The 21501-nt window shown below is 61.5% G+C and carries 22 protein-coding genes; 17 read left to right on the plus strand and 5 right to left on the minus strand.

Translation table 11 applies throughout. The features are described 5' to 3' along the window. Positions 1-6: 6 nt before the first annotated feature. Together M8997_RS19750 and M8997_RS19755 are read right to left on the minus strand one after the other, a co-directional pair. On the minus strand, positions 7-819 hold the full coding sequence (locus M8997_RS19750; protein WP_250019809.1) for a PfkB family carbohydrate kinase: 813 nt from the start codon (positions 817-819) through the stop codon (positions 7-9). A 50-nt stretch (positions 820-869) separates the two neighbouring features. Continuing rightward, complete coding sequence (locus M8997_RS19755; protein ID WP_250019808.1) at positions 870-1883, minus strand: SIS domain-containing protein; 1014 nt, start codon at positions 1881-1883, stop codon at positions 870-872. A gap of 192 nt (positions 1884-2075) precedes the next feature. Between M8997_RS19755 and M8997_RS19760 the strand changes: the two genes are divergently transcribed. Together M8997_RS19760 and M8997_RS19765 are read left to right on the plus strand one after the other, a co-directional pair. Next, positions 2076-2807 carry a GntR family transcriptional regulator gene (locus M8997_RS19760; protein WP_371929616.1) on the plus strand — a complete coding sequence of 244 codons (732 nt, stop codon included), beginning with the start codon at positions 2076-2078 and terminating at the stop codon, positions 2805-2807. An 18-nt stretch (positions 2808-2825) separates the two neighbouring features. Beyond that, entirely contained in the window at positions 2826-3347 is a 522-nt protein-coding gene (locus M8997_RS19765; RefSeq protein WP_250019805.1) for an SIS domain-containing protein, read from the plus strand. A gap of 18 nt (positions 3348-3365) precedes the next feature. On the opposite strand, the gene M8997_RS19770 is transcribed toward M8997_RS19765, so the two are convergent. Then, positions 3366-4241, minus strand: coding sequence for an FkbM family methyltransferase (locus M8997_RS19770; protein ID WP_250019804.1), 876 nt, complete (start codon positions 4239-4241; stop codon positions 3366-3368). Positions 4242-4430: 189 nt separating this feature from the next. Here M8997_RS19770 and M8997_RS19775 point away from each other — a divergent pair, with 189 nt between their 5' ends. After that, entirely contained in the window at positions 4431-4715 is a 285-nt protein-coding gene (locus M8997_RS19775; protein ID WP_250019802.1) for a DUF3175 domain-containing protein, read from the plus strand. A gap of 20 nt (positions 4716-4735) precedes the next feature. On the opposite strand, the gene M8997_RS19780 is transcribed toward M8997_RS19775, so the two are convergent. Then, positions 4736-6088: a formimidoylglutamate deiminase gene (locus M8997_RS19780; protein ID WP_250019800.1), complete on the minus strand. Its 1353-nt coding sequence runs from the start codon at positions 6086-6088 to the stop codon at positions 4736-4738. Positions 6089-6174: 86 nt separating this feature from the next. On the opposite strand from M8997_RS19780, the gene hutI reads away from it, so the two are divergent. From hutI to M8997_RS19840, 12 genes are all read left to right on the plus strand, one after another. Next, positions 6175-7425, plus strand: coding sequence for an imidazolonepropionase (gene hutI / locus M8997_RS19785; RefSeq protein ID WP_250019799.1), 1251 nt, complete (start codon positions 6175-6177; stop codon positions 7423-7425). Beyond that, positions 7422-8963, plus strand: a complete 1542-nt coding sequence (gene hutH / locus M8997_RS19790; protein WP_250019798.1) for a histidine ammonia-lyase — start codon at positions 7422-7424, stop codon at positions 8961-8963. The genes hutI and hutH overlap by 4 nt, the downstream gene beginning before the upstream one ends. Continuing rightward, entirely contained in the window at positions 8960-9763 is an 804-nt protein-coding gene (hutG, locus tag M8997_RS19795) for an N-formylglutamate deformylase (protein ID WP_250019797.1), read from the plus strand. The genes hutH and hutG overlap by 4 nt, the downstream gene beginning before the upstream one ends. Beyond that, a complete protein-coding gene (gene hutU / locus M8997_RS19800) occupies positions 9763-11433 on the plus strand; it encodes a urocanate hydratase (RefSeq protein WP_250019796.1) in 1671 nt (556 codons plus the stop codon). The genes hutG and hutU overlap by 1 nt, the downstream gene beginning before the upstream one ends. Further along, positions 11433-12020 (plus strand): HutD family protein, encoded by a 588-nt coding sequence (locus M8997_RS19805; protein WP_250019795.1) that lies wholly within the window; start codon positions 11433-11435, stop codon positions 12018-12020. The genes hutU and M8997_RS19805 overlap by 1 nt, the downstream gene beginning before the upstream one ends. A gap of 18 nt (positions 12021-12038) precedes the next feature. After that, positions 12039-12785, plus strand: coding sequence for a UTRA domain-containing protein (locus M8997_RS19810; protein WP_250019820.1), 747 nt, complete (start codon positions 12039-12041; stop codon positions 12783-12785). Between the two features lie 110 nt (positions 12786-12895). Beyond that, positions 12896-14026 carry an ABC transporter ATP-binding protein gene (locus M8997_RS19815; protein ID WP_250019794.1) on the plus strand — a complete coding sequence of 377 codons (1131 nt, stop codon included), beginning with the start codon at positions 12896-12898 and terminating at the stop codon, positions 14024-14026. A 46-nt stretch (positions 14027-14072) separates the two neighbouring features. After that, positions 14073-15209: an extracellular solute-binding protein gene (locus M8997_RS19820; RefSeq protein WP_250019793.1), complete on the plus strand. Its 1137-nt coding sequence runs from the start codon at positions 14073-14075 to the stop codon at positions 15207-15209. Between the two features lie 59 nt (positions 15210-15268). Continuing rightward, entirely contained in the window at positions 15269-16090 is an 822-nt protein-coding gene (locus tag M8997_RS19825) for an ABC transporter permease (protein WP_250019792.1), read from the plus strand. Beyond that, complete coding sequence (locus tag M8997_RS19830; RefSeq protein ID WP_250019790.1) at positions 16087-16899, plus strand: ABC transporter permease; 813 nt, start codon at positions 16087-16089, stop codon at positions 16897-16899. The genes M8997_RS19825 and M8997_RS19830 overlap by 4 nt, the downstream gene beginning before the upstream one ends. 1 nt (position 16900) lies before the next feature. Next, positions 16901-17965 (plus strand): LacI family DNA-binding transcriptional regulator, encoded by a 1065-nt coding sequence (locus M8997_RS19835; RefSeq protein WP_250019789.1) that lies wholly within the window; start codon positions 16901-16903, stop codon positions 17963-17965. Beyond that, positions 17965-18738 (plus strand): phosphodiesterase, encoded by a 774-nt coding sequence (locus tag M8997_RS19840; RefSeq protein ID WP_250019788.1) that lies wholly within the window; start codon positions 17965-17967, stop codon positions 18736-18738. The genes M8997_RS19835 and M8997_RS19840 overlap by 1 nt, the downstream gene beginning before the upstream one ends. Here the strand turns inward: M8997_RS19840 and M8997_RS19845 are convergent. Beyond that, positions 18732-19127 carry a helix-turn-helix domain-containing protein gene (locus M8997_RS19845; RefSeq protein WP_250019786.1) on the minus strand — a complete coding sequence of 132 codons (396 nt, stop codon included), beginning with the start codon at positions 19125-19127 and terminating at the stop codon, positions 18732-18734. The genes M8997_RS19840 and M8997_RS19845 overlap by 7 nt on opposite strands. A gap of 262 nt (positions 19128-19389) precedes the next feature. Between M8997_RS19845 and M8997_RS19850 the strand changes: the two genes are divergently transcribed. Both M8997_RS19850 and M8997_RS19855 read left to right on the plus strand, forming a co-directional pair. Beyond that, the gene (locus tag M8997_RS19850) at positions 19390-20130 is read left to right on the plus strand and encodes a L,D-transpeptidase (protein ID WP_250019785.1); all 741 of its coding nucleotides are present in this window, start codon (positions 19390-19392) and stop codon (positions 20128-20130) included. Positions 20131-20200: 70 nt separating this feature from the next. Continuing rightward, positions 20201-21391, plus strand: a complete 1191-nt coding sequence (locus M8997_RS19855; protein WP_250019784.1) for an RHE_PE00001 family protein — start codon at positions 20201-20203, stop codon at positions 21389-21391. The last annotated feature ends 110 nt before the right edge of the window (positions 21392-21501 follow it).

The following is a 21501-nucleotide window of genomic DNA, read 5'->3' on the forward strand; positions in this document are numbered from 1 at the left end:
AGGCGGTCAGAGCCGGCGCGGTATTTGCCGGAAGCCGCCAAGATGGGTGCATGTGGCGGCCGCGGCATCGCGCCCGGCCTCAAGCCAGACGCGCAGATTGCCGCCCTCCCTGCTCCTTGCGGCGATGAAGCCGGCAATGAAGCTGTCGCCGGCGCCCGTGGTATCGACGACGTCGACCGGCTTGATGCCGATCTGGACGATCTCCTTGCCGTCGGATGCCAGCGAGCCGAGCGCGCCCATCGTCACCACCGCCAGGGCGGCGCCGCGCCGGTGGAACTCGGCTGCCATGTGCCGCGCTTCATCGGGGGAGCCGGCCGAGGCGAAGACGATGCCGAGGCCGGTCACGTCGAGATTTCGCGGATCGGCATTGACGGAGACGTCCTGCGAGACGCTCGTGCCGCTTTGCGCCAGCGCCTGCCGAAGGGCGCCGCCATCGTCGAGCCAGCCGATATGGACATGGCGCATCTGCACCAGCACTGGGAGTTCGTCGGGCTCTGGCGCATAGCCCCGGCACGCACCGAACTCCTCGACGACAAAGACCCGTTCGCCCGCCTCGGTGATGTCGATGTCGGTGAAGGCGGTAACGGCGGGCCGAATGGCCACATGGTCGGTATTGACGCTGTTCGCCGACAAGGCGTCGACGATATGCCGGCCATCGGCATCATCGCCGATGGCGCCGAAATAGGCCGTCGGGCAGCCGAGCGCGGTCAACTGGACGGCGACATTGACGGCATTGCCGCCGGCGAAAGCCTCGCGCACCGGTGTTTGAAAGCGGTCGACGCAATTGTCGCCGACCGCTGCGAACTGGAAGGATCTCATTCAGGCCTCAATACATGATGCAGCACCATGCGGGCTGACTGCGTCCATAATCAATAGGCGACGCGCTTGTAATAGCGCCGCGTGGTCAGCGGATGATTGCGGATCACTTCCAGATGCGCGCTGACCCTTTCGAGGACGGCGGCGAGGACGACCGGCGAGACCAGGGCGCGCACTTCATCCGAGACGCCGGGAAGCGCGAAGGATGCCGTGTCGAGAACGAACAGCTTCTTCGTGTAGTTCGGCACGAAATTCTCCACCCTTTCGGCGAGCGGGCGGAACTTGTCCTCGCCCTTGAAGAGAATGACGCTGACATCGTCTTCGACGAGTTCAAGCGTGCCGTGGAAGAAATCCGAGGCATGCACGGGCCGCGTCCTGATCCACTGCATCTCCTCGAGAATGCACATGCCGTAATAATAGGCTTCCGGCCATACATTCCCGGCTCCGGCGATGATGTGGTAGTTCGACGCCGCAATCGCCTCGGCAAAACCACGCGCCTGGGGCTCGAAACCGCGCTTCACTTCGATCAGCAATTGCGGCAGCAGCGCGATCTCGGCAATGATCTGCTCGTAATTGGCGATTTCGCCACGGTGTTTCATGATGGAAAGCGCGACGAACAAGGATTGCAGGTAGAAGGATTCGCAGGACGTGTCGTCCTCGGCAAAATTGACGAAGGCGTGGTCGCCGCCCTTGCCTAGCGGCGTCTCGGCATGGCCGACAAGGGTCAGCACGGTTGCGCCGATCTGCTTCAGCTTCGCCAGCATCGCCACGCTTTCCTTGGTCGTTCCCGAGAGCGAAGGCATGACGACGATGGACTTGGCGGTGAGATTGGCCGAATTGGCGAGGATCAGTTCCGCCGGCAGATCGAGATAGGCCGGAAAGCGCGAGCTGCGCTGCAGGAGCTGGGCTGCCGGCTGCATCAATATGGCCGCGCCGCCCGTGCCAAGGAAGAAGACATTCTCCGCGCCTCTGTTCAGGCAATCGGCAATGACGGCATCGAAACGTGCCGCAAAGCCAGTCGCGCCCGACTGAATGCGAAGATATCTCTGTTCATCGAAGTTTAGCATGACAATGTCTGGTCCCGGTTTGAAATGTTGTAAGACAACTGACATCTAGGCCGCAGCTTGTCAAGCGGAAGTAGAGCGCCTTTTCGGCATATTGCGGCACTTGTCGGGGAAGCCTGGCGCCGCAGTCGCATGCCTGGCTTGACCTCGCAGGATTTGTCAGACAAGAAGAATGAACAATTGCGAGGTATTGCCGTGGAAGAACCGTTGCGCGATTCAAGGACCCTTGTGGTGCGCTTGAGAGACCGGATTGCGGAACTCATCCGCGAGGAGGGCCTCGCCCCCGGCGACAAGCTGCCGACCGAATCGCAGCTGACCGAACGTTTCAAGGTCTCCCGTCCCGCACTCAGGGAAGCCCTGAAGCTGCTCGAGCAGGACAGTTTCATCTATGTCGAGCATGGGCGCGGGCGCTTCGTTTCGGCGATGTCCGCCGTGCATGTGGACCGGCCCATCACGGTGTTCGAGAGCGTCACGGACATGTCGCGGCAATACGGATATCGCACCAGCAACCGCATTCTCTCCATCAGCGAGGAAATCGCCGACAAGACCGTGGCCAGGCATCTGAAGCTCGATGCCGGCGAGCGGGTGATCCGGCTGGAACGGCTGCGCCTCGAGCGCGACACGCCAATCATGTATTGCCTCGACTATGTTCCGCGCACGATCATCCCCGAAAAGCTCTATGATCTCGACTGGAGTGGATCGCTGCTCGACCTGTTGGAACGCTACAAGCAGCGCCCGCGCATGTCCGCGGCATCGGTGACCGCGGTGACGCTGCCGGAAGAAATCGTGGAGCGCCACGATCTGCGGGATTTCGGCCCTGCCCTGCTGATCACGGAAACGGCATATAATGACGCCGGCGCCCCCGTCGTCTACGCCGTCGACTATCACCGCGGCAGCCATTTCACCTTCAGCCTCGTGCGCAAATAATCGCGGGAGGAGCAGCACATGCGGCCGCCGCCCTTGCAAACCGTCAGGGAAGAACTGGATGCGGCGATGGCGCGCATCGATGAGACCGGCCTTGCGGCGCTGCAAGGCCTGTTCCAGGATTCGGCCAGGCGGATCTTCTTCTGCGGGCAAGGTCGTTCGGGGCTGGTGGCCGAGATGGCTGCGATGCGGTTCATGCACCTTGGCTACCGGGTCCACTTCGTCGGGGAGGCAACCGCTCCCTCGATTGCATCGGGCGATCTGATGATCGTCCTCTCGGCCTCGGGCGAAACCGCCACCACGATAGCGTTCGCCAGGATCGCGCGTTCCGAAGGTGCGCAAGTTGCGGGCCTGATGGGGAGAGCCGAAAGCACCCTCGCCCAATATTGCGATCCGCGCATCCTCGTGCCGGTGGCCGGCAGCCGCCAGTTCGGCGGCACGCTGTTCGAACAGAGCTGCCTGCTCATCCTCGACAGCATTGCGCTGGCCTTTTCGGACGGGCAGCACGATGCCATGCAGGCCCGTCACACCAATCTGCAATAGCGCCCGAGGGCTGGGCCGCTAGGCAGGCAGCGCGACTATGTCGATATGGTCGCCCTCGGCAGTCTCCACATCGTTCATGATGGCTTCGACGTCGTGGCCGCGATCGACGAGTTCGCCGTCCTCGGTGATGACATTGATACGATATCCGAGACCGATCAGCATCTGGAGATAGGTCTCCGGCGTCACGCTCGAAATCCAGCCGATAAGGCTCGGGCTGAACTCGCTGACGATAATGGGCCGGAACTGCCTGAGAATATCGATCATGCCGTTGAACGCCTTCACCTCGGCGCCCTCGATATCGATCTTGATGAAATCGATGCGATCCCAGCTCTTCAGGATGCCGTCGAGGCGCACACAGGGTATCAGCCGCTTGATTTCAAGTGACTGTCCGGCTTGCAGCGTCGCAGTCGTGCCATTGGAGCCGGAACCGCTCAGCGAAAGCACGTCCGTCCGGTCGCCGACAGCGGTCAGCAGGATCTCCACCTGGCTGAACTGATTGGCGTCGCGGCTGGCGGTGAGCAACCTGCCGTTTTCGATGTTCGGCTCGATGGCGAGGACACGCCCCGTCGTGCCGACGAGCTTCGCCAGCAGCATGGTGAAATAGCCGATATTGGCGCCGATATCGAGCGCCCGCATGCCGGGTTTCACGAGTTCCTTCACGATCCGCGTGACGTTCGGCTCATAGCTGCCACCGGCAACATTGCTGCCCACATCGGGATCGGCGCGATCGGCATAGATCCACGCATCGTTGAGAAACACCTTTTCGAGGTTTTTCGCGCCGGGCGGGTCGAGCAAGCGGCGATTCTGGAACTCGAGCGAGTTCAGATACATGCGAACTATGTCTTCAAGCGGCTTGCCCGCATAGCCATAATGCCCGCTTTCTTCCTCGTTCATCTGTCGTCCCAAGATCAAACGGAAAGCATATTCGATATCGGCTCTGGTCGTTTCAATCGTCATGTGATGCGTCTCGCCCCCTCGCTAGCCCGGCATTGTCAATGATCTATAACCGATGCTTTCCGGGCAAGGAACAAATTCCGGCTGATCATGTTGATCAACAACACAATTCGCAATGGAGAGTGTTTCATGCCCAAGCAGAAGAAATGGTCGCAGGAAGTGACCGAGAAAAGCGACGCACTCGACCTTGAGGAGAATGTCTTCGAGGCCGACGACCCAAGGAAAATCGCCCGATCGTTGAAGAAATCGGCGGAAGCGTCCGACCGGCGGAAATCAAGCCCGTTCCGCTCCGCCATGTCGATGCTGACATTCTATGTCAATCGGGCCGGTACCAAGCTTCCGCAGAAGCAGAAGCGCGTGCTCGAACGGGCCAAGGACGAATTGCGGGAATTGTACGGGCGCAAGCCCTCATAGACAGGCGCGCTTGCCGCCGGCTATTGCGATGCCGAGATCACCTGCCGCAGCGCCGACGAGAAGCGCATCTCGATCTCGTCGCGATGGACATGGCGGCCACCCGATACGAGCTTCCTGCCGCGCACCCAGACATCGTCTGGCTTGACCGCATTGGCAAAAATCCAGGCATCGAGTGCCGCATCCCCCGCATAGACGTCCGCTACATCGGCGGAAAGGCTGACGAAACTGGCCGGCCTTCCGACTTCAAGGCCGCTCTCGGCGCCGAGCGCTGTGGTGCCGCCCCGCAATGCACCGTCGAAGAGCGCGCGGCCGGTAGAACCCGCCTGGCCCGCCATGACATTGCGCGAGCGGTGCAGCAGACGCTGCGAATATTCGAGCTGGCGCAACTCGTCCCCTATGCCGATCAGGACATTGGAATCCGAACCCACGCCATAGGCGCCGCCGGCGGCGGTGAACGCCGCGCCCGGAAATATCCCGTCGCCGAGATTGGCCTCCGTCACCGGGCAAAGCCCGGCTACCGCGCCGGATTGCGCCATGCGGCGGGTTTCGTCGGCGGTCATGTGGGTGGCATGGATGAGGCACCAGCCGGCATCGACAGCAACATGATCGAGCAGCCATTCCACCGGCCGTTTATCGGACCAGGCGAGGCAGTCGTCCACCTCCTTCACCTGCTCGGCGATATGAATATGCTTCGGGCCGTTTCCCGCCAATCGCGTCACCGCGGCAAGCTCGGCTTGCGTCACCGCGCGCAGGCTATGCGGCGCGACGCCGAGATTGGCTCCCGGCATGTCGCCGATTATCCGTTCACAGCGGGCGTAGAGCTTTTCGAAACTCGCCAGCGAATTGACGAAGCGGCGCTGGCCTTCATTCGGGGCGGCGCCGCCGAAGGTGGAATGGGCATAGAATACCGGCAGCAGCGTCAAATCGATGCCGGTCTCGGCCGCCGCCCCGGCTATCCTCGCCGCCATTTCGGCAATGTCGCCATAGGGGCTTCCATCCAGATCATGGTGGAGATAGTGAAACTCGCCGACCCTGGTGAAGCCGGCTTCGAGCATTTCCACATAGAGCTGCGCTGCGAAGGCCTGCGCATGGTCCGGCGTCATGGATAGGGCGAAGCGATACATGATATCGCGCCAGCTCCAGAAACTGTCCTCCCCCGCCCCGCGGGTTTCCGCCAGCCCGGCCATGCCGCGCTGGAACGCATGGCTGTGAAGGTTCGGCATTCCGGGAATGATGATTTCATGGCGTTCGTCGGCGGCGGAAGCAACGCCGTCAAGCTCCAGCGACTGGATGCCTCGATCGTCGAACGACACCCGCACATTGCTCTTCCAGCCGGTCGGCGTGAGGAGAGTCTTTGCAAATACGCTGGCCATGGTTCCTCCCGTGACAGAAAAATCGTTTGCGTTGGGTTTAATTATGTCTATACATATTGGAGGGAGAAGGAAAGGCACAAAGCTCGATGGGTGGAGAGAATAATAGCGCAGATCCTGAGGTGGTTCCGGGACATTTGTGGCTGGGCGCCCGCCTTGCCACGCTCGAAGAGGGCAATGCCGAACCGATAGAAGACGGAGCCTTGCTGGTCAGGAACGGCGTGATCGCGTTCGCCGGGCCAAGGGCTGAGCTACCGGCCGATCTCGCCAAGGACGCTGCCATCACCGATGTGCAGGGCCGCCTCATCACCCCCGCCTTCATCGACTGCCACACCCACCTCGTCTATGGCGGCAACCGCGCACGCGAATTCGAGATGCGGCTGGACGGCGCCAGCTATGAGGAGATCGCCCGCGCCGGCGGCGGCATCGTCTCTTCCGTCAAGGCCACGAACGAACTCGATGACGACGCGCTGACGGCCCAGGCCCTTCCGAGACTGGACGCGCTCCTGGCCGAAGGTGTCTCGACGGTCGAGATAAAGTCCGGCTACGGGCTCAACATCGAAGCCGAATTGAAGATGCTTCGCGTGGCGCGTGGCCTGGCGCGGCATCGGCCGGTGCGCATAGTGACGAGCTATCTCGCCGCGCACGCCACGCCCCGCGAATATAAGGGAAGAGCGGACGACTATATCGCCGAAGTCGTCATCCCCGGCCTGACTGCTGCGCATGCGCAAGGTCTGGTCGACGCGGTCGACGGTTTCTGCGAAGGCATTGCATTCTCGACGGAGCAGATTGCGCGGGTATTCGACGAGGCGGCAAGGCTCGGCCTGCCGGTCAAGCTTCACGCCGAACAGCTCTCCAACCTTGGCGGCGCAAAGCTTGCCGCTTCCCATGGTGCACTCTCCGCCGACCACCTCGAATATCTGGATGATGAGGGCGCGCGCGCATTGGCGGATGCCGGAACCGTCGCCGTCCTGCTTCCGGGCGCCTTCTATGCGCTGCGCGAGGAGCGGGCCCCGCCGGTAGCGGCGCTGAGAAATGCCGGCGCGCGCATTGCCATCGCCACCGACAGCAACCCGGGAACATCCCCCCTCACCTCGCTTCTCCTGACGATGAACATGGCCTGCACGCTGTTCGGCCTGACCGTGGCGGAAGCACTGGCCGGGGTGACCCGCGAGGCGGCACGGGCGCTCCGCATTCTCGATCGGACAGGCACGCTCACAACGGGAAAATCCGCGGATTTCGCGGTCTGGAATGTCGAGCAGCCGGCAGAGCTTGCCTATCGGATCGGCTTCAATCCCCTGCATGAACGGATATTTCAAGGAAAGACGACCAACAGATGACCGTCACACTTCAACCCGGCAATGTCCCGCTGGCTGTTCTTGCCGAGCTCTACTGGACCGGCGCTCCCGCCCGGCTCGATACTGCCTGCCATGCCGGCGTCAAAGCTGCCGCGCGCCGTATCGCCGAGATCGCCGCGGGGAACGCCCCCGTCTATGGCATCAATACCGGCTTCGGCAAGCTGGCTTCGATCAAGATCGAGGCTGCGGATGTCGCAACGCTTCAGCGCAACCTCATTCTCTCGCATTGCTGCGGCGTCGGCCAGCCGCTGACGGAAAATATCGTGCGGCTGATCATGGTGCTCAAGCTGATCTCCCTTGGCCGCGGCGCTTCCGGCGTCCGTATGGAACTGATCCGGCTGATCGAAGACATGCTTTCGAAGGGTGTCATTCCCGTCATACCCGAGAAGGGTTCGGTTGGTGCATCCGGCGATCTGGCGCCGCTGGCCCACATGGCCGCCGCGATGATCGGCGAAGGCGAAGTCGTCGTGGAGGGCGCCCGCATGGCAGCGCGCGACGGTCTCGCCAGGGCTGGCCTCACGCCGGTGGTGCTTGCCGCAAAAGAGGGTCTGGCTCTGATCAACGGCACGCAGGTTTCGACGGCATTGGCGCTGGCGGGCCTGTTCCGCGCCCATCGTGCCGCACAGTCGGCACTGATCACCGGCGCCTTGTCGACCGATGCGGCGATGGGTTCGTCGGCGCCGTTCGAAGCCGAAATCCACACATTGCGCGGACATCGCGGCCAGATCGACACTGGCGCGGCGTTGCGGCGTCTCCTCGAAGGTTCGCCGATCCGCGCCAGCCATGTCGAAGGCGACGAGCGCGTGCAGGACCCCTATTGCATTCGCTGCCAGCCGCAGGTCGATGGCGCATGCCTCGATCTGCTGCGAATGGCGGCGCGGACGCTCGAGATCGAAGCCAATGCCGTGACGGACAATCCGCTCGTCCTCAGCGATGGTGCGGTGGTTTCGGGCGGCAATTTCCACGCCGAGCCCGTTGCTTTCGCCGCCGACCAGATCGCCCTCGCCATCTGCGAGATAGGATCGATCGCCCAGCGCCGGATTGCGTTGCTGGTCGATCCGACGCTGTCCTACGGCTTGCCGGCCTTCCTCGCCAAGAAACCCGGGCTGAATTCCGGCCTGATGATTGCCGAAGTCACCTCCGCCGCGCTCATGTCCGAGAACAAGCAGATGTCCCATCCTGCCTCCGTGGACTCGACGCCGACGTCCGCCAACCAGGAAGATCATGTCTCCATGGCCTGCCATGGGGCGCGGCGGCTGCTGCAGATGACGGAGAACCTCTTCGCCATCGTCGGCATCGAGGCATTGACCGCGGCACAGGGTATCGATTTGCGCGCGCCGCTGAAGACGAGCTCGGAGTTGACCAGTGCTCACACTGCGATCCGAAATACAGTGCCGGAGCTCGAGGAAGATCGCTACATGGCGAACGATCTGGCGGCCGCTTCCGAATTGATTGCTTCAGGCGCCCTCAACGCGGCAATATCCTCCGGCATCCTTCCAGAACTGGATACCGCACCATGAATATGGTCGAGACGACACGCGGCTCTTCGCCGATCATCCTCGGATTTCCGCATACGGGCACCTTCGTGCCGGCCGATATCCAGGAGCGGCTCAACGACAATGGCAGGCTGCTCGCCGATACGGACTGGCATATCGACAGGCTCTACAGCGACCTTCTTCCGAACGTCACGACGGTGCGGGCGGTATTTCATCGCTATGTGATCGACGCCAATCGCGATCCGCAAGGCGTCAGCCTCTATCCCGGCCAGAATACGACCGCGCTCATTCCCGAGACGGATTTCGACGGCAAGCCGATCTGGCGCAGCGGCGAACGGCCCACGGCGGCCGATACCAGAGCGCGCCTTGCGACCTATCATGCGCCCTATCATCAGGCATTGGCGCAGGAGATCGAGCGCGTTCATGCGGAGCACGGCCTGTGCATTCTCTATGATTGCCACTCCATACGCTCGCATATTCCGTTTCTGTTTCAGGGAAAACTTCCGGATTTCAATATCGGCACGAATGAAGGCAAAAGCTGTTCCGCGGAGATCGCCTCCGCCGTCGGCCGCATCGTGTTTGCGGCACGGGGTTATGACGCGGTGATCAATGGCCGCTTCAAGGGCGGCTGGACCACGCGCCATTACGGCAATCCCGACAAGGGCGTGCACGCCATACAGATGGAGTTGACGCAATCGTCGCATCTCGGCACCGAAGCGCCGCCCTTCGACTATGACGAGGGCAAGGCGGAACGGCTGCGCCGGCATTTGCGCGACATTCTGGAAATTCTCGAACAGACAGCAATAAAGCTGGGGAGCAGATGATGAACAATCCACGGCACAATATTCGCGAGATCCGCAGCCCGCGCGGCTCCGAGCTCAATGCGAAAACCTGGATGACCGAAGCGCCGCTGCGCATGTTGATGAACAATCTCGACCCGGATGTGGCGGAGAATCCCAATGAACTCGTCGTCTATGGCGGTATCGGCCGGGCCGCGCGGACCTGGGACGATTTCGACAAGATCGTTTCGACGTTGAAGAACCTCAACGAGGACGAGACGCTTCTGGTGCAATCCGGGAAGCCGGTCGGCGTGTTCAAGACCCATTCGAACGCGCCACGCGTGCTCATCGCCAATTCCAACCTCGTGCCGCATTGGGCGACATGGGATCACTTCAACGAGCTCGATAAGAAGGGCCTGGCGATGTATGGCCAGATGACCGCCGGCTCGTGGATCTATATCGGCACCCAGGGCATCGTACAGGGAACCTACGAAACCTTCGTCGAAGCCGGACGCCAGCATTATGGCGGCAATCTCCAGGGAAAGTGGATATTGACCGGCGGCCTTGGCGGCATGGGCGGCGCCCAGCCGCTTGCCGCGGTGATGGCAGGCGCATGCTGTCTCGCGGTCGAATGCAATCCCGATTCCATCGATTTCCGGTTGCGCACCCGCTATCTGGACGCCAAGGCATCGACCATCGACGAAGCATTGGAAATGATCGACCGATGGACAAAGGCCGGCGAGGCCAAGTCGGTCGGCCTGCTCGGCAACGCGGCCGAGATCCTGCCTGAACTCGTAAGGCGGGGCGTGCGCCCGGACATCGTGACGGACCAGACCTCGGCCCACGATCCGATCAACGGCTATCTGCCGAAAGGCTGGACACTGGCGGAGTGGCGGCAGAAGCGCGAAAGCGACCCGAAGGCGGTCGAGCGGGCGGCGCGCGCTTCCATGCGGGAACATGTGGAGGCGATGATCGCCTTCTGGAACCAGGGCATTCCGACGCTCGACTACGGCAATAATATCCGCCAGGTCGCCAAGGATGAGGGACTGGAGAACGCCTTCGCCTTTCCGGGCTTCGTTCCGGCCTATATCAGGCCGCTGTTCTGCCGCGGCATAGGACCGTTCCGCTGGGCGGCACTGTCCGGCGACCCGGAGGATATCTACAAGACCGACGCCAAGGTCCGCGAACTGACGCCGGGGAATACCCATCTGCACAATTGGCTGGACATGGCGCGCGAGCGGATATCGTTCCAGGGATTGCCGGCGCGTATCTGCTGGGTCGGTCTCGGCGACAGGCACCGCCTGGGCCTTGCCTTCAACGAGATGGTCCGCAATGGCGAATTGAAGGCGCCGATCGTGATCGGACGGGACCATCTGGATTCGGGTTCGGTTGCCTCGCCCAACAGGGAGACGGAAGCCATGCACGACGGTTCCGACGCCGTGTCCGACTGGCCATTGCTGAACGCCCTCCTCAATACCGCATCCGGCGCGACATGGGTTTCCCTGCATCACGGCGGTGGTGTCGGCATGGGGTATTCCCAGCATTCCGGCATGGTCATCTGCTGCGACGGGACCGACGATGCCGCCGAGCGCATCGGCCGCGTGCTCTGGAACGATCCCGCAACTGGCGTGATGCGTCACGCGGATGCCGGTTATGAAATCGCGATCGAATGCGCCAGGGACAAGGGCCTCAACCTGCCCGGCATACTCGGCTGATGAGGATATTTCGGTCCAGCACCTATCGGCAGACGCCGTGGAAGAACGGCGGCGGTGTCACGACCGAGATCATCGTGTTCCCGGAAGGGGCGGCCTTGAGCGATTTCGACTGGCGGGTCAGCATGGCGCAGGTGTCGTCGGACGGCGCCTTTTCCGAGTTCGTCGGGATCGATCGCACCCTGACCGTCATCGAGGGTGCCGCGATGACGCTTCATTTCGGCGAGCAGCGGAAAGTGCGTCTGTCGCCCGCTTCTCCCCCTTTCGACTTCCCGGGTGACGTCCGCGTGGATGCCGTCCTCGAGGGTGAAGCCCTGACCGACTTGAACGTGATGACCCGCCGCGGCCGCTGGAGCCACGATGTGACGAAAATCGGCGGCAATGAGCGCCATGCGGTTCGGACAAACGCAAATTGCGTCGTCCTGTTCTGCAGCGGCGGAGCCGTGACGGTCGAGGTCACCGGGCATAATGCGGCACTGCTCGAAAAACACGACGCGGTTCTATATGACGCGAAAGGCGGGGAATTGGAGCTTGCCTGCCATGGCTCCGGCGACGCCCTGCTCATCGAGCTTTACAAGCAGTCGGCCTGAGGATCTGCAGTGGAAAACCTGAAGCGTGAACCAGCGACGGATGCGGACAGCGCCAAGGGGCAGCTTTCCGCGCGTATCAGGCAGGATATCGAACGCAAGATAATGTCTGGCGAATGGCCGCCCGGAAAGCGCATACCGATCGAGCGGGAATTGATGATCGAATATGATTGCGCCCGGATGACGGTGAACAAGGCGCTCTCGGCGCTTGCGGTGGCCGGGCTGATCGAAAGGCGCCGGAGGGCGGGAAGCTTCGTTTCCCGGCCCTTGTCGCAAGCCGCCGTGATAGAGATTTCCGATGTGAGGGCGGAGGTCGAGGCAACGGGCCAGGTCTACACTCTTGAAGTGCTTTCCCACCGGCAGCGCACCAGCACCCGCATGGACATGAAGCGGCTGGACGTGGAGCGGCCGCGCCCGATACTGGCGATTGCCTGCAGGCACTGGTCCGGCCAGCGCGTGCATTCCTTCGAAGACCGTCTCATCGATCTTTCGAACGTTCCCGAGGTTGCGGCTGTGGCCTTCGACAGCGAGCCGCCCGGCACGTGGCTGCGGACGCACGTACCATGGTCGGAAGCGGAGAACCGGATTACCGCGCTCAATGCCGATGCCGACCTCGCCGCAAAGCTCCTGCTGAAGGAAGGTTCCGCCTGCCTTCAGGTGGAACGCTCGACCTGGCGTGACGACCGCCCGATCACCAATGTGCGCATGATCTATCCCGGCGATTCATACCGGCTCGTCGCGCATTTCAGCCCGAAAGGCGCGGGCTAGCAATAGCGCCACCTGCGGCCGAAATCCGTGCCGATATTTCCGCTTGTCATCGACGTGTAATAAACGGACATTACAAGAAAAAATGCACAGCTGCGCAAGTGGGGGCGGAAATGGATGCGGGAGCTTTCCTCAGTATCGAGGATATCAGTGTCGGCTATGGGCCGACAACGGTACTGGACGGCTTGAATCTTGCCATAGGCAAGGGCGAATTCGTGGCGCTCCTCGGCTCGTCGGGGTGCGGCAAGACCACCCTGCTGCGGACCATTGCCGGCTTTGCCAGGCCAGCGAAAGGAGCAATCCGGGTCGCTGACCGAAACGTGACCCACCTCCCCCCGGACAAGCGCGGAATGGCACTGGTATTCCAATCCTACGCCCTCTGGCCGCATATGACCGTAACCCAGAACATGGCCTATGGGTTGAAGCTGCAAGGCCGCGGTCGGCAGGAGATCACGTCGCGCATCGGCGAACTGCAAGGCTTGCTCGGCCTATCCGGGCTGGGCGACCGGAAGCCGGCCCAGCTATCCGGCGGACAGAGGCAGCGCGTCGCGCTTGGTCGTGCGCTGGCGATCGATCCGGAAATATTGCTGCTGGATGAGCCCTTGTCCAATCTCGACGCCCGGATCCGACTGACGGTGCGCCATGAAATCCGCGCGCTGCAGAAGCGGCTGGGTATCACCGCCGTCCACGTGACGCATGATCGCGAGGAAGCCATGGTGATGGCGGATCGCATCGTCGTGATGAACCGCGGCCGGATCGAACAGCAGGGCACGCCCGAGGACGTCTATAACCGCCCTGCTTCGCCTTTCGTGGCCGCATTCATGGGCGCGGAGAACCTCCTCGACATGGAGGTCAGCGTGGGTCCCCAGCGGATCAATTTGGCCGGACAGCAAGTCCTTGCGATGCCCCACCATCGGGATCTGAGGAGCGGGCGCGCGGAAATCCGGTTCAGGAGCGAGGCGGCTACCCTGCTTCGGCCGGGCGAGTCGCCTCCGGCACAGGCCGGCGGGCTTGAACTTGCCGGCGGGCTTGAACTTACAGGTACCGTTGCGAATGTCAGCTATCCCGGCGGACACTTCCGCCATGGCGTCAGGATCGGCGAGCGGGAAATCCTCGTGGATTCGCCAGCGCCATTCAATCAGGACGAGCACGTGCGAGTATATGTGCCGTCTTCAGCCCTGTTTATTTTCAATACCAGTACCGATGGGGAGAACGATCGCCAAACAGAAGCGATCAGCAACTAAGTTTCCGTAATAGAAGAAGACAGCAATCTTGCTCTGGAGACCGAAAATGAAAACATTCATCAATACCGGCATTTTACTGGGCCTTGCGATGTCGCCAGCCGCCGCCGCGGACCTCACGGTCCTCACGGCCGGGGACCAGAACATGGTCGATTATGTGAACGACTATCTCGGGCCGCTCTTCGAAAAGGAGAATCCCGACGTCAAGGTGCGTGCCGTTGGCACCGGACCCGGCGACGCCGGCTCGCAAAAGATCGTGGAGCGCTTCGACGCACAGGCAAAGGCCAATGTGGAGAACTGGGACGCGGACGTGGCCGTGGTGCACGAGAAGTTCGCCGGCCCGATGGTCAAGGCCGGTTATCTCGAAGCCTATCGCTCGAAGATACCGTCCGGCGAAATGGTGACGAGCGACAAGGCCAGGATGGCGCTCGGCACCAATGTCGATGGCTATGTCATGCCGATGTTCTCGAGCCAGACGGCAATCGCCTACAATCCGGCCCTGATCCCGAACCCGCCGAAGACCTATGCGGAACTGGCCGAGTGGGCCAGGCAGAACCCCAAGCAGTTCGGCTATAACGGGATCAAGGGCGGCGCCTCCGGCGTCAGCTTCGTCATGGGCTGGATCTATGCTTTTGGCGATGGCGACGCCAACAAGCTTATGAACGGACCGTTCGAAGAAGCCGAAACCCGAAAATGGGACAAGGCTTTCGCGCAATTGAAGGAATTCAGCACGAATGCGACCCTGACGCCCGGCAATGCCGGCACGCTCGACATGTTGAGCCGCGGCGAGATCGCAATGGGCCCGGTCTGGGTGGACATGTTCTATTCCTGGCAGGCCGACGGAAAACTGCCGCCGGAAATGAAGCTTTTCCTGCCGGAGCCGGGGATGCCGGGCCAGCCCATGCACTATGTCATTCCAGCCAAGAGCCCGAACCAGGAGATCGCGCGGAAATTCGTGGCCTTGGCGACGAGCCCCAAGGTGCAGGCCGAAGGCATCGTCAAACGCTTCAACTGGTATCCGGGAATCGACGCCAAATTCGTCCAGCCCGAACTGGACAAAGCGAGCTGGGATAAGCTGTTCGTCGATATTTCCCCCGACGACCTTGCAACCAAGGCGAAGCCCTTTCCCATCGCTCCCTATAATTCGGCTATACTGGAAGCCTATGAAAAGAATGTAGCCAACTAATGAAATGCGGCCGGCCGCGCCACGGTCGGCCTCCCCTTTTGCCGAGAGCGGAGCATCCCATGAAGCAGCGCCTACTTGCGGTCCTCCTCGTTCTTCCCGCGCTTGCGATGATAATCGTGTTCTTCATCGTGCCGCTGCTCGCGTCCATTATCGGGGCATTCGAGGTAGAGGGCGCGTTCGGCCTTGGCAATTTCAGCAAGTCGTTCGAACTCTATTCCAGCGACATGATCTTCACGGCGCTGATCGTTTCGGCGTCGACGCTGCTCATCGGCGTCTTTTCGATCGCTATCGGCGGTTATCTGACACTCGGCGAGAACCCGCTGGCCGTCGCCGTGCTGCGGTGGCTCTACCGTTGGCCGATGTTCATACCCTTCATCGTCGTCGGGCAGATCCTGCGGACGTTTCTCGCCAAGAACGGTCTCATGAACAATATACTGGTCTCCGCCGGTCTATTGACCCCGCTCCAGACCGTCGGCTTCCTCGATTGGCGCGGCATCGTTATCGCCTTCGTCTGGAAGCAGACGCCCTTCGTCACATTGCTCGTTTCCGGGGCCATGGCTTCGCTCGATCGCGGCACCATAGAGGCAGCCCGAAACCTCGGCGCGTCGCGTCTTCGAATTCTGGTCGAGATTATCGTGCCGCAGGTGGCGCCAACGATCCTCGTCGGGCTCATTCTTTCGTTCGTCACCATGATGTCGGTGCTTTCCGTACCGCTGATGATCAACGCACAATCACCGACGATGCTGACAGCGGATATCGCATTCCGTATCAACGCCCATGGCGATTACGGCGTCGCCAATGCCCTCGGGCTGATATCGCTCGTCATGACGGCCGGCGTGGCGTTCCTCTATCTGAGGCAGACAGTCAAGGAGCGCTCATGACGACCCGCATCGATCTCTGGTGGCTGCCCCGGGCTGTGCTGCTCGGGCTGCTGGCGTTCATCATCTTCGGCCCCCTCACCAACCTCCTGCTCTGGACGGTCGCGGAGAAATGGTATTTCCCGCATATGCTGCCGCTCGACTATGGGTTCGGTTTCTGGCAGCGGGTGTTCTCGCCGCGCGGCAATGCGATGGTTTCGCTGGGGTCGAGCATCGTGATCGCATCCCTGACCGTCGTGGTCTCCCTGGCATTGGCAATCCCGGCCGGATACGCATTGTCGCGATTGCGCCTGCCCTTCCGCGGGTTGTTCCTGCTGGCTTTCCTCATTCCGCAAGCCTTCCCGAACCTGCCGGTCTATGTGAATATCGCCCGCTTCTTCTACCAGATCGGCCTCAACGGCACGATCGCCGGCGTTGTTCTCGTGCATGTGACGCACGGCCTCGTCTACGCCGTCTGGATTGCAACCGCCGCATTCTCGGCGGTGGACGTCGACCTGGAGGAAGCGGCCCGATCCATCGGCGCCGGGCCGTTCCGCGCATTCCGCGACATTACCCTCCCCCTCGCCGCGCCGGGATTGCTCGCCAGCGCCATTTTCGTTTTTCTCGAATCGCTCGATGAATTCACAGGGACCTATTTTGTCGGCGCGCCGGACGTGACGACCCTCCCCCTCCTCCTCTATACCGCCAGTTCGGGCGGCAATTACCAGATCGCATCCATAACCGCCTTGCTGTTGCTCATTCCATCGATAGGTTTCATGTTGGTGGTCGAGCGATTCTTGCGGGCGGATGTTCTTTCCAAAGTGGGGCATTGAGATGAAATCCAAACGGACCTCAGACAGCAAGGGCGGCGGCAATTATGTAAGTGCAGTCCAGGTCGCCAAGGCAGCCGGCGTCTCCCGCTCGGCCGTATCCAGGGCTTTTACGCCCGGCGCCAGCGTCTCGGCCAAGAAACGCGAGAAGATACTGGCGGCAGCGGAAGCGCTCGGCTACCAGGTCAACGATCTGGCGCGCGGACTGCTGGCGCGGCGCAGCAGGCTCGTCGGCATCGTGGCGACGGACCCCGAGCTCGGCTACCGCTCGCACCTCGTCGCAGCGCTGACGAAAGCGCTCATCCATCGTGGCAGCGTCCCTATCGTCATCAATACCGGCCATACGGAAGAGGAACTGACTGCCGCGCAGAAGACCCTGTTCGGCTATCGCGCCGAAGCGACGATCATCCTTTCCGGCTCACCACCCTCGTCTTTCGTTGAACTTGCACGGCGCAATGGCCAGCCGCTCATTGTGCTCGGACGCTCGGAAACCGGCGCCGACGACGTGAACGTCGATAATGAGGATGCCGGCCGGGAAGCAGCGCGGCTTTTCCTTGCGGCGGGATACAGGAAGCTCGCCTTCGCAGCGCCCTCGATACGCACGCCGACGACGATAGAGCGGGAGAGGGGTTTCCGGCAGGAAGCCGAGAAAAATGGGGCGCTCGTCATGAGCGGCGACGGCTCCAACTCCAACTATCAGGGAGGGCAGGAGGCCGCCAGGCAGTTGTTCTCAGGCACGGACAGGCCCGAGGCGGTGTTCTGCGTCAATGATCTCGTGGCATTCGGCCTCATGGATCACGTGCGACGCCATGCAAACCTGCGCATACCCGAAGATGTCGCCGTTATCGGTTTCGATGACATACCCGAGGCGTCGTGGAGCGCCTATGAACTGACCACCTTCCATCAGGATGCAAGGCAGATGGCCGAGCAGGCAGTTGCGCTGCTCGACCGGCGCGAAGCAGAACCGGAGCACAAGCCCATGCACGTGCGCCTGGCGACGCAACTGGTGCTTCGCAGCAGCACGCGGCCCGTATCGGACCTGCCGCTGCGAAATGAGGGTGCTGCCTGATGAAGATCATACAGGTTACGGATTTGCATCTGGTCGCAGCCGGAGCGACGCTGTGCGGGCTGGACCCGCTCGAACGCCTGCGAGCCTGCATCGCCGATATCAATGTGTGCCATGCGGATGCGGCCCATGTGATCTTCACCGGCGATCTCAGCGACACGGGGGCAGTGGATAGCTACCATATCCTGGCAGACGAATTGCGGAAGCTGGTTCCACCGCATCATCTGCTGCTCGGCAATCATGATGACCGCGACGCGTTTCTTGAGGTCTTTCCGGAAGCGGGAGCGGAAAATGGCTTCGTCCAGAAGATCGTCCACACCCCGGAAGGTATTCTGTGCCTGCTCGACACGCTGCTGCCGGGAAGGCCGGAAGGGCGCCTGGACCAGGCAAGGCTACGATGGCTCGATGAGCGATTGGCCGAGGCAAAGGCCGAACCGGTCTACCTGTTCGCCCATCATCCGCCCTTTCCTATCGGCATGCCTCTGCTCGACACCATGGGCATCATCGAGGCTGACGAGCTTCACGCCGCTCTGAAGCGCCACGGTAATGTCAGGCATGTTTTTGCCGGACACGCGCATCGGCCGGTCGGCGGCAGTTGGCGCGGCATCCCCATCAGCATATTGCGCAGCACCAACCACCAGACGGCGCTCGATTTCTCGGGCGGCGATCTCGCCATCACGCACGAGCCGCCTGCCTATGCGGTCATCCTGATCGACAAGGACAATGTCATCGTGCATTTTCACGACTTTCTCGATAGGTCGGCAGCTTACTATTGATCATTGCCGTGGCGCACCCTGCGTAGATCGGCGGATGGAACTTCCTTGTACTTCCGCTGATACAGCCGGGTGAAGCGCCCGGGATTGCTGAAATGCAGCATTGCTGCGATCTCCCGCACCGTTGAAACCTCTCCGCGTAGAATGATGTCGCGCGCGGCCGCAATGCGGATCGCCAACAGATATTGAAGCGGGGAGGAGGCATGGCGTCGCCGAAACAGACGCTGGAGCGAACGAACGCTGAGTTCGGCGGCATCGGCGATATCGGATATGGCAAGCGGCTTGGTGATATTGGCCTGGATGAAATCCTCGGCCTCCTGTAGCGGATTCGGGGCGGGCGGAATTGTCGTATCGATAGCGTCAGCGATCTTGAGAACATTGCTGTTGGACATGGGCTCCTCAGGAGGATTGTCGGTTGAGCTCAATCAGAGGCGGCACCGGAAGTTCATATGAAATGCCAGGTTGCACGGTACGCAAACTGGACGACTTGGAAAATTGGACCTTAGGACTATGCGAAGTGGGCGCGTTGACACCTGTCAACGACTCGGTGGCTGGGGCAGAGTTGACAGCTGTCAACTGGCAAATGCGATTCACGCTTTATAAACCACATTTTTTTATCCTTTCCGGATCGTAGCAAAACAGCGAGATGCCGCCTTGTCCGAAGCCCAGAAGTCGAACGCCAAATCAAACACCACCCCGGATTTCACGCGGCGGCAATTGCTATGGGGCGCCGGCTCGCTGGCACTGCTCGGCAGCGCGGGCTGCACCCAGACGACGCTCAGCCTGCCGGAAATGAACATAGACCCGATGCCGACCAACGGCATCCGCCCGCAGATCAGCGTCGACAGGAACGTCACTGTACCCGATGTCATGTATGCGGCGGTGCAGGAGGGCCCGTATTCGCTGCCGGCGGTACCCTACCAGAAGATCCCGGCCCAGTTCCGACGGCAGGTCGTCGTCGACCCGACGGGCGAGCAGCCAGGTACGATAGTGGTCCGTCTGCAGGAACGGTTTCTCTATCTCGTCCAACCGGGCGGCGATGCCATTCGATATGGCGTCGGCATCGGCAAGGATGGCTTCCTCTGGAGCGGCCGCGCCAATATTCAATACAAAAAGCAATGGCCGCGCTGGACCCCGCCACGTGAAATGATCCAGCGCAAACCAGAGCTGGTAAAATACCAGAACGGCATGGAGCCCGGCCCGCAGAACCCGCTCGGGGCGAGGGCGCTTTACATTTTCAAGGATGGCGTGGATACTGGTTATCGTATTCACGGTTCGCCTGAATGGTGGTCCATTGGCCAGTCGATGTCATCCGGTTGCGTCCGCCTGATCAATCAGGATATTATCGACCTCTATAGTCGGGTTCCCGGCAAAGCGACGGTTGTTGTAGGCTGACGATCGACCGCTTCAACGGAAGTTATAGCTAGACTATCTTCCGTTTGCCTCATCCTCTATATTTAATTCAATGACTTATGATTCTAGTGCATTGTCGTTGAATGCCTTGTTCCAACCGGTGGTTGAAGCCGAGGACGCTTTGGCGCGCCTGGATGATCGGCTGAGCCGCAAATCCGAGGCCGGGGAGGCGTCCCGCCGGACCGCGGATGGCCTTCTCAAGGAAAACACCGGCTGGATCGAGCGCTCGCATTTCGCCGAGGCATGCAACGCGATGTGGCTCGCCGGCGAACTCGTCCATGTCGAGGACCTCGTTCTCCATGATGCGCGGATGGATATTCGCACGCCGACACATGAATTGACCATCGCGCACACCATACTGCGCGCCCGCCGCCAGATTGCTTCCAACCCTCCTTCCTGGGCGCTGAGCGCAAAGGGCCTCGCCAGCCTGCGCGGCCGCAGGGATGGCGAGTATATATCGGAACCCGCAAGGCCGGCCGAAACGCCGGGGGCGAGGGCAGGGGAGCAGGCGAGCGAGGAAGCCAAATCGGCCGCCGAGTTCGAATTCGAGACAGAGCTTGCCCGCTTCGACGAAGTCATGAAGCGGTCCGCCGAGACGCTCGCCCATCCGCGGTCACGCCTGCCGCGCACGCCGAACGTCGATATCCGCCACACCGCCACGCTGGAAGGCGACCCGCTCGTCTATGATCCCGACTGGGACGAGGACGCCCGCGTCACGCAATGGCTCGGCGTTCACGATGTTTCCCGGGCGCTGCCGCCACTGCTCGCCGCGGCCATCCTTTGGGATGCGTGGGAAACCATCGAACCCTTGCAGCATCAACATTGGCTGGGCCCATTGCTGGTATCGGCCATGTTGCGCGAAAGAGGCAAGACGCGCATCCACCTTGGCGCCTTCAATGCCGGGCTGAAAAACATTCCGAGAGCCGAGCGCCGATCCAGGGATATGATGACACGGTTGCTCGCCTTCATCGGCGCCGCCCGCGATTCCAGCATTGCTCACCTCAAGGAAGTCGAGCGGCTCAGCCTTGCCAGGGTCCAGCTGGAACGCAAGCTCAAGGACCGGCGCTCCACCTCCAGCCTTCCGGCTCTCATCGACCTCGTGCTTGCGCGGCCCATCATATCGGCGGCGCTCGTGGCGAAGGAACTGAAGATATCGCAGCGCGGCGCCCTCAATCTCATTGCCGAGATAGGGATGCGCGAGATCACCGGGCGAGGCCGCTTCCGCGCCTGGGGCATACTATAGGCTGGGTCTCCGTCCGCTGAACTCGTTCGCACGGCTGGTGCAGAAGCCCTTAGGCGCTTTGAGCGGTTGATTTTTCTCAGAATATACTTGATTGTTAAAGTCATAAATTA

This window comes from Phyllobacterium sp. 21LDTY02-6, assembly GCF_023554255.2.
GTDB lineage: Bacteria > Pseudomonadota > Alphaproteobacteria > Rhizobiales > Rhizobiaceae > Phyllobacterium.